Origin of the sequence: Streptomyces sp. NPDC051172 (assembly GCF_040682555.1) — a bacterium.
Lineage (GTDB): Bacteria > Actinomycetota > Actinomycetes > Streptomycetales > Streptomycetaceae > Streptomyces.
Genome location: NZ_JBFBBE010000118.1, coordinates 20,954 through 27,345, shown reverse-complemented (window position 1 = coordinate 27,345; position 6,392 = coordinate 20,954). Strand labels below are relative to the sequence as shown.

General features: G+C 70.7%; 6 protein-coding genes. 1 reads left to right on the top strand and 5 read right to left on the bottom strand.

Translation table 11 applies throughout. From position 1 onward, the window contains the following. Positions 1-75 precede the first annotated feature (75 nt). Both AB0N07_RS41385 and AB0N07_RS41380 read right to left on the bottom strand, forming a co-directional pair. Complete coding sequence (locus AB0N07_RS41385) at positions 76-438, bottom strand: hypothetical protein (protein ID WP_365844415.1); 363 nt, start codon at positions 436-438, stop codon at positions 76-78. An 8-nt stretch (positions 439-446) separates the two neighbouring features. Next, positions 447-893 carry a DUF948 domain-containing protein gene (locus tag AB0N07_RS41380; RefSeq protein WP_365844413.1) on the bottom strand — a complete coding sequence of 149 codons (447 nt, stop codon included), beginning with the start codon at positions 891-893 and terminating at the stop codon, positions 447-449. 160 nt (positions 894-1,053) lie between these two features. On the opposite strand from AB0N07_RS41380, the gene AB0N07_RS41375 reads away from it, so the two are divergent. Next, positions 1,054-3,240: a regulator gene (locus AB0N07_RS41375; protein ID WP_365844411.1), complete on the top strand. Its 2,187-nt coding sequence runs from the start codon at positions 1,054-1,056 to the stop codon at positions 3,238-3,240. 24 nt (positions 3,241-3,264) lie between these two features. On the opposite strand, the gene rpsD is transcribed toward AB0N07_RS41375, so the two are convergent. From rpsD to AB0N07_RS41360, 3 genes are all read right to left on the bottom strand, one after another. Beyond that, positions 3,265-3,879 (bottom strand): 30S ribosomal protein S4, encoded by a 615-nt coding sequence (gene rpsD, locus AB0N07_RS41370; RefSeq protein ID WP_015661793.1) that lies wholly within the window; start codon positions 3,877-3,879, stop codon positions 3,265-3,267. 304 nt (positions 3,880-4,183) lie between these two features. After that, positions 4,184-5,539 carry a replication-associated recombination protein A gene (locus AB0N07_RS41365; RefSeq protein ID WP_365844409.1) on the bottom strand — a complete coding sequence of 452 codons (1,356 nt, stop codon included), beginning with the start codon at positions 5,537-5,539 and terminating at the stop codon, positions 4,184-4,186. Between the two features lie 103 nt (positions 5,540-5,642). Further along, positions 5,643-6,305 carry a vitamin K epoxide reductase family protein gene (locus AB0N07_RS41360; RefSeq protein WP_365844407.1) on the bottom strand — a complete coding sequence of 221 codons (663 nt, stop codon included), beginning with the start codon at positions 6,303-6,305 and terminating at the stop codon, positions 5,643-5,645. Positions 6,306-6,392: the final 87 nt, after the last annotated feature.

Below are 6,392 nucleotides of genomic sequence, written 5' to 3'. Positions count from 1 at the left end.
ACGCCGAAGGGACGACGGTGTGACCGCGCTCCTCGAAGAAGCTCAGCCAGCGGCGGCGAATCTCGGCCGACTCCATCAGTGGTCCTCATTCCGGTTGTACGAGTTGTTCGAGTGCGTCTGGTACGTCGAGCCCTCGACGTACTTCGGGCTGTTGCGGTTCTCGATGGCGGGATACCGCCGGGGCGCGGGGAGTTCGGGGGCCGCGTTGATGCCGAGGGCCTCCCCCAGCTCCTCCTCACGCAGGGCCATGTTGTCCCGGACGTCCAGCGCGAAGCCGACCGCGCGGTCCTTGAGTCGGTGACCGGCCTCGATCGCCTTGTTGGCCGCGGAGGCGGCGAGGTTCTCGGGAGTCAGCTGCTTCAGCTTGCGGTTGACCTTGGTGGTGGCCCACACACCGGCGGCGACGCCCGTGGTGAACCAGAACGTACGACGGAACATCGCTGGTCTCAGTCCCTCTTCCCACGGAGGTTTCGCTTGCCCCGCCGCGCAGCCGGGACGGTCCGACCCACGATCACGGTACGCCTGGACTCCTTGGCGGGCACGTCGTCCCTGCGGGCGCCCAGGGCCCGGCGGACGCCGTAGCCGAACGCCGCGACCTTGACCAGGGGGCCGCCGAAGGTGGAGGCGACGGTGGTCGACAGCGCCGACGCGTTCGACGTGACCTCCTGGACGTCCGTCGCGATCGCGTCGACCCGGTCGATCTGGGTCTGCGCGGAGCGCACCGCCGCGGAGGCGTCGGCGAGCAGTGGGACGGCCTGGTCGGTCACGTCCGCCACGAGCTTGGTGGTCGCCCTGAGCGTCTGGGCCACCCTCGCCAACGCGACGGCGAGGAAGGAGACCAGGATCGCCCAGAAGACGGCCACCAGGATCCCGGCCACCTCTCCACCGGACACCACGTGCACCCGCTCCCTGGAACATGCCTGAACATCGAAAAGTCGTAGGCCGAGCCTATCGCGCCAGGGACGGGGCTCCGCACCGGTTACCGCCCACGCTCCGCCGAGTTGTGCGAAGCGATTGTACGGACTGAATACGGGTCAGTACGCTCCGTGTTCCATGCGGGATCATCAGCTCGGCGGCAGCTCCGGGCACGGCAATCTCCCCCTGGAGCTCAATGCGTTCGTGGGACGCTCGGCCGAACTCGCCGGGCTGGCGGGGGTGCTCGGCGCGGCTCGTCTGGTGACGGTGACGGGCGCGGGCGGGGTCGGCAAGTCACGGCTCGCGGCGCGGGCGGCGGTGCGGTGCGCGCCGCGTGACGGGGTGCGGCGGGTGGAGCTGGCGCCGGTGCGCGATCCGGAGTTCGTCGACCACGCCGTCGTGGAGGCGCTGGGGCTGACCGACCACACCACACGGCTGCCGCGCGAGACGCTGCTCGCTCATCTCGTCGAGCGTCAACTCCTGCTCGTACTGGACGGGTTCGAGCATCTGGTGGAGGCTTGCGCCGCTCTGGTGGGCGAGTTGCTCGGGCAGCTGCCCGGGCTGCGGGTGCTCGCCGTGGGGCGCAGGCCGCTGGGCGTGGCGGGTGAGCGGGTGTTTCCGCTGGCGCCGCTGAGCGAGGACGAGGCGGTCGGGCTGTTGCTGGGCCGGGCGGCCGAGCAGGGCCTTGCGGTGGCGGACGGGCCGGAGGTACGGGAGGTGTGCCGGCGCCTGGACGGCATACCGCTCGCCGTGGAGCTGGCCGCGGGGCGGCTGCGGGCCCTGTCTCCCGGGCAGCTGCTGGTCCGGCTCGACGACCGCTTCCGGCTGCTGACCGGCGGCGGACGCGATGCTCCTCCAGACTCTCGCCCGAGCCCGGGGGCACCCCCGTCCCGCCATCGGACCCTGCGGCTGGCCATCGGCTGGAGCCATGAACTGTGCACGCCGCAGGAGCGGTTGCTGTGGTCGCGGCTGTCGGTGTTCGCGGGGCGGTTCGAGCTGGAGGCCGTCGAGTACGTCTGCAGCGGGCACGGTCTGGAGGCCGACGACGTCCTCGACGTGCTCACCGAGCTCCTCGCGCAGTCGCTGGTCGTGCGCGAGGAGACACCGACGGGTGTGCGCTACCGGATGCTGGACACGGTCCGGGCGTACGGCGCCGACTGGCTGGAGGCGGCAGGAGACGCGGCCCGGCTGCGGCGGCGGCACCGCGACTGGTACCTGGGCCTTGCGACCTGGTGCGAGCTTGAGTGGTTCTCGCCGCGCCAGAACGAGGTGGCCGCGCGGGTGGAGGCGGAGCTGCCGAATCTGCGCTGCGCGCTGGAGCACTGCCTGGCCGAGCCGGAGGCGGCGTATCTGGGCCAGTACCTCGCGGGCTCGCTGTGGTTCTACTGGGTGGGCTGCGGGCGGCTGTCGGAGGGGCGGCACTGGCTGGAGCAGGCCGTACAGCTGGATGCCGGCCACGAGCGGTCCCGGCTGAAGGCGCTGTGGGTGCTCGGCCATGTCGCCGTCCTGCAGGGCGACACGGTGCCCGCGCTGGCGGCGCTGCACGAGTGCCGCGAGGAGGCGGAACGCTCGGACGACGCGACGGCGGTGGCGTACGCGGAGCACCGCACCGGATGCCTGGCCCTGGTCACGGACGACATGGCGCGCGCGGAGACGCTGCTGCGCTCGGCGCTGGAGCGCTACCGGGAGATCGGCGAGCTCAACAGCAATGTGCTGATGGGGCAGGTCGAACTGGCCATGGCGCGTGCGTTCCAGGGTGATCTGCCGGATGCGGTGCGGCTGTGCGAGGACGTCCGCCGGGTGTGCGAGGACCACGGCGAGCGGTGGACCCGCACCTATGCCCTGTACGTCCTGGCGTACGCAGCCTGGGCCGACGGCGACCCGGCGAGGGCTCGCACCCTGCTGAGGGACTGCCTGGCCGGCGCCCACTCCTTCCACGACCTGCTCGGTTCGGTGCTGGCGGTCGAACTGCTGGCCCTGGTCACGGCGGTGCAGGGCGATGCGGCGGAGGCGGCCGTGCTGCAGGGTGCGGCGGCCCGGATGTGGCTCTCGGTCGGTCTGCCGCTGTTCGGCTCGGCGTACTACAACGCCCCGCACGAGCTGTGCGAGGCGACGGCACGGGAGCGGCTAGGGGACGCGCGGTACGAGGAGTGTGTGGCGGAAGGGGCCCGGCTCATGCGGGAGGCGGCGGTGTCGCGGGCCTTGGAGCGGCCGATGGAGGCCGCTGCGTCGCCGCGAGGGCCGGTGGGGCATGCGACAGCGAGCGTGCACATGCACGAACCCGCCGCCTCCCGCGCCCACAAGGGCGGGGAGACGGCGGGCTGAGGTGGTGCTACCGCCTGCTGGTGATCAGCGGGCGTAGTACTCGACGACGAGCTGCTCGTCGCAGATCACCGGGATCTCCTTGCGGTTCGGCTCACGGTCCAGGCGGAACGCCAGGGCCTTGAGGTTCACCTGGAGGTAGCGCGGGGTCTCGCCCTCGGGGGCGAAGCCGCCCTCACGGGCGATGGAGAAGAGGGTCTTCTCGCGGCTGCGCTCGCGGACCATCACGACGTCGTCGGGACGGACGCGGAAGGAGGGCTTGTCGACCTTCTGGCCGTTGACCTCGATGTGGCCGTGCACGACCATCTGACGGGCCTGGTAGATGGTGCGGGCGATGCCCGAACGCAGGACCAGGGCGTCGAGACGGCGCTCGAGCTCGATGATCAGGGCCTCACCGGTCTTGCCCTGGACCTTGGAGGCACGCTCGTAGGCGCGGACGAGCTGGCGCTCGGACACGTCGTACTGCGCGCGCAGACGCTGCTTCTCGAGCAGACGGACCTTGTAGTCCGAGTTCTGCTTGCGGCCACGGCCGTGCTCACCCGGCGGGTAGGGGCGGGCCTCGAAGTACTTGACGGCCTTCGGGGTCAGCGCGATGCCGAGGGCACGCGACTTCTTGACCTTGGGGCGGGACTGGTTCGCCACAATCTCTCATTTCTCAGTGTTCGGCTCGTCAGAGTTGAGGGAGGTCGCATCCGCAGCCGGGGAAACCCACCGGGGTCCGTTGCCGGGCCTGGTGGGCAGCCGCTCCCCTGGTCTGGGCACATACGTGCAGCACGCGAGTGGCCCACCGGCCTGTCCCGTCCTGCGACGGGTGGTGGTGGGCTGCCCGCGACACCAATCGAACGGTGCGCGACGCTCCTGGAGTCCGGTCCGGGGACCGGGCTCCGGCTGACCGTCCCGTTCTGACTGCACGGGACACAGCACTTCGAGGGAGTCTACAGGTCGCTCAGGACCGCTTGCGACCGAGGTGCTGTCTGGTCCATTCGACCGCGTCCGCGTACCGGGCCTCGGCTCCGTGTCTGGTCGGGGTGTAGTACTCGCGGTCCTTGAGGGCGTCCGGGGCGTACTGCTGCTCGGCGATGCCCTCCGGCAGGTCGTGCGGATAGACGTACCCCTGCGCGTGCCCGAGCTTGGCGGCGCCCTTGTAGTGCCCGTCACGCAGGTGCGGGGGCACCGGGCCGGCCAGTCCCTTGCGTACGTCCTCCATGGCGGCGCCGATCGCCGTCGTCGCGGCGTTCGACTTCGGGGCGAGGGCGAGGGCGATGGTGGCGTGGCTGAGGGTGAGGGCGGCCTCGGGGAAGCCGATCATGGCGACGGCCTGGGCGGCGGCGACGGCGATCGGCAGGGCGTTGGGGTCGGCCAGGCCGATGTCCTCGCTGGCGGAGATCATCAGGCGGCGGGCGATGAAGCGGGGGTCCTCGCCGGCCTCGATCATACGGGCCAGGTAGTGCAGGGCGGCGTCCACGTCGGAGCCGCGGATGGACTTGATGAGGGCGCTGGCGACGTCGTAGTGCTGGTCGCCGTCCCGGTCGTACTTCACCGCCGCCCGGTCGACCGTCTCCTCCAGGGTCGTCAGGGAGACCTCCGTCTCGCCCTTGTCGAGGGCGGCTCCGGCGGCCGCCTCCAGCGCGGTCAGGGCGCGGCGGGCGTCCCCGCCGGCGATGCGCAGGAGGTGGTCCTCGGTGTCCTCGGGGAGGGTGACGGCGTCCTTCAGGCCGCGCTCGTCGCTCAGCGCCCGCTTGAGCAGCCCCCGGACGTCGTCGTCGGTGAGGGGTTCGAGGGTCAGGAGGAGGGAGCGGGACAGGAGCGGGGAGATCACCGAGAAGTACGGGTTCTCCGTCGTCGCCGCGATCAGGGTCACCCAGCGGTTCTCGACCGCCGGGAGGAGGGAGTCCTGCTGGGCCTTGCTGAAGCGGTGGATCTCGTCGAGGAAGAGGACGGTCTCCTTGCCGAAGCCGCCCGTGGCCCGGCGGGCGCCGTCGATGACCGCGCGGACCTCCTTGACGCCCGCGGTGATCGCCGAGAGCTCGACGAAGCGCTTGTTGGTGGCCTTGGAGACGACGTACGCCAGGGTCGTCTTGCCGGTGCCGGGCGGGCCCCAGAGGATCACCGAGGACGGTCCCGCAGGCCCGCCCGCGCCCTCGCCGACCAGGCGGCGCAGGGGCGAACCGGGCTTCAGCAGGTGCTGCTGGCCCACCACCTCGTCGAGGGTGCGCGGGCGCATCCGCACCGCCAGGGGACTGCCGGTCGGGTCCTTCTCCTGGCGTTCTTCTGCGGCTGCGGTGAACAGGTCGGGCTCCACGTCCAAAACCCTACCGGGGGTCTGGGGGTGCCCCCCAGAGAGCACAGCACCGCACTGACAATCCCCTCGGGCCCCAGGGAAGCCGGGGCCTCTGAGGCGGGGCTCAGCTGGTCCAGAAGTCCCACCAGCGGGTCAGCACCAGCATGCCGATGATGCCGACGTGCAGTACGGGCAGCACCCAGGTGAACTCGCCGAAGAAGCTCTTCAGCCAGCGCGGGGCGGGCAGGAAGCTGTTGCGGATGTTGAACGAGGTCACGTACCAGAACATGGTGATCGTCGCGACCCAGGCCAGGGAGCACCACAGGCACAGCGCGTTGATGCGGTACAGCGACTGGAACTGCAGCCAGGTGCAGAAACCGACGCCGAAGAGCGTGCCGAAGTTGAAGGTGAGCCAGTACCAGCGCGGGAAGCGGGCGCGGGCCAGCAGGCTCATGCCGACGCAGATGACGATGCCGTAGCAGACCAGGCCCAGCATCGGGTTGGGGAAGCCGAAGGCCGCGGCCTGCTTGGACTCCATCACGCTGCCGCAGGAGACGACCGGGTTGAGGCTGCAGCCCGGGGTGAACGTCTTGCCCTCGACCTTCGCCTCGAGCAGCTTGAACTTGTCGATCGTGATGACCCACGCGGCGAGCAGACCGGCCGCGCCCGTGATGATCAGCAGCAGGGCGAAGGCCCGGCTGCCGCCCACTGTGCGTGATCCCTCGGAGCTGTGGTCCCCGGCGGGTTCTGGCTCGGTGGAGACGTCTTTGACTGTGGTCTTGCTCATCACGCCGATTCCGTCTGCTTGAGAGTTGGACCTTCTTCGGGCAGTGGCCATTGTGCCGCACCAAGGCCACTGTCCACCGTTCGGTGG

What these genes read in the sequence shown, in the direction of transcription:
- AB0N07_RS41375 (WP_365844411.1), top strand. Translation starts at nt 1,054, where the DNA reads ATGCGGGATCATCAGCTCGGCGGCAGCTCCGGGCACGGCAATCTCCCC.
- AB0N07_RS41385 (WP_365844415.1), bottom strand. Translation starts at nt 438, where the DNA reads ATGTTCCGTCGTACGTTCTGGTTCACCACGGGCGTCGCCGCCGGTGTG.
- AB0N07_RS41360 (WP_365844407.1), bottom strand. Translation starts at nt 6,305, where the DNA reads ATGAGCAAGACCACAGTCAAAGACGTCTCCACCGAGCCAGAACCCGCC.